The 1,911-nt window shown below is 74.3% G+C and carries 1 protein-coding gene; it reads right to left on the reverse strand.

The features are described 5' to 3' along the window. The coding region (locus tag AB0A94_RS38640; RefSeq protein WP_361751715.1) for a condensation domain-containing protein at positions 1-1,911 on the reverse strand (1,911 nt) is incomplete at both ends.

Here is a 1,911-nt window from a genome sequence, read left to right on the forward strand (position 1 = left end):
GCGGTACGTCCGCACGCCGCCGTCCCAGCGGACGGCCACGGCCTCCGGCGTACGCGCCACCTGCGCCGCGAACGCCTCGACGACACTCGTCGCGGGCCTCACCGAATCCGCGTCGGCGTCGTTCCAGTCGGCGAGGATGCGGTGCCGCTCCCCGGCGGTGAGGACCTCGACGGTGCCGGACGGGCGGGCGGGGTCGTCGGCGAGCGTCCGCAGCAGTGCGGTGAACCGGCCGGCGAGCGTACGCGCGGCCTCCTCGGTGAGGAGGTGCGGCATGTAGTGGAGCCGCAGCCACAGTTCGTCGTCGCGGAGTCCGGCGGCGAGGGTCACCGGGTAGTGGGTCGCGTCGTGCACCTTCGAGCCGCCGACGGCCAGACCCGGGGACGGGACGGACGCCTCGGTGACCGGGTAGTTCTCGAAGACGACGAGGGTGTCGAAGAGCCGCGGCAGACCGGACAGCCTGTTGATCCGGCTCAGCCCGACGTGCTGGTGGGCCAGCAGCTTCGACTGGGCGGTCTGGAGGCGCAGCAGGAGGTCGGCCAGCCGCTCGGCCGGGTCGAGGACGACCCGGACCGGGAGGGTGTTGATGAACAGGCCCGCCATGGACTCGATGCCGGGTATCTCGGGCGGCCGGCCGGAGACCGTCGTACCGAAGACCACGTCGTCGCGGCCGGTCAGCCGGGACAGCAGCAGGGCCCAGGCGCCCTGCACCAGGGTGTTGACCGTCAGGCCCGCCTCCCGCGCCAGTCGGCGCAGCGCCGTCACGGTCGGCGCGGGGAGCTCCGCGTCGATCCTGGCGGGGACGTCCGGTGCCCCGGCGGTGACGGCCTGGGCGTCCGGGACCAGCAGGGTCGGCTCCTCCACCCCGTCGAGCGCGTCCGCCCAGGCCCGCTCGGCCGCCTGCCCGTCCTGGGCGGCGAGCCAGGCGAGGTAGTCGCGGTACGGGGTCGGTGGCGGCAGTTCCGCGCCGGCGTACAGGGTGAAGAGTTCCTTCGCCAGGACGGGGACCGACCAGCCGTCGAACAGGATGTGGTGGTTCGTCAGGACGAGGCGGTGACGGGTGTCGCTCAGGTGAAGGAGGGTGAGGCGCATGAGCGGTGCCCGCGCCGGGTCGAGGCGCTTCGCGCGCTCCTCGGCGGCGGCCCGGCCGGCTTCCGCCTCCGCGTCCGCCTCGGGCAGGGCCCGCAGGTCGACGGTGCGCCAGGGGAGGCCGGGGTCGCGGACGATCACCTGGACGGGGACGTCGGCGGTGTCGGGTACGAACGCGGCCCGCAGGTTGGCGTGCCGGCGCAGCAGCGCCGTCCACGCCTCGCGCAGGGCCGCCTCGTCGAGCCGCCCCTCCAGGTCGAGTTCCACCTGGGCGGTGTAGACGTCGGTGCCCTCGTGGTCGTAGTGGGCGTGGAAGAGCAGGCCCTCCTGGAGCGGGGAGAGCGGGAGGACGTCCTCCAGGCCCGGGTGGGCGGCCTCCAGGGCCTCCACCTGCTCCTGGGTGAGGGCCGGTACGAGGGGGAAGTCTGACGGCGTGTGGCCGCCGTTCTCCGCACCCGTGCCCGCGAGGGTCTCCAGCGCCCGCAGCCACCGCTCGGCCAGCTCCCGCACCTCCGCCTCGTCGAGCAGACCGCCCGCCCACGCGAACGTCGCCGACAGCACCGGGCCCTCGGGGCCGTCCTTCGCGATGGCGTTGATCTCGAGCGCGTGCGGCAGTGCCGTCACCGGGCCGTCGAGTCCGCCCGGCCGGTCGAGCGGTGTCCAGTCGGCCGAGGACACGGAGATCGTGCGTCCGAGGTAGTTGAAGCCGATCTGCGGCTCGGTGAGGGTTGCGAGGGCGGGCGCGGTGTCGGCGTTGAGGTGGCGGAGGAGGCCGTACCCCACGCCGTCGCCCGGAACCGCCCGCAGTTGCTCCTTGACCCGCTT

The sequence above is a fragment of the Streptomyces sp. NPDC044984 genome (genome assembly GCF_040646935.1).
GTDB lineage: Bacteria > Actinomycetota > Actinomycetes > Streptomycetales > Streptomycetaceae > Streptomyces.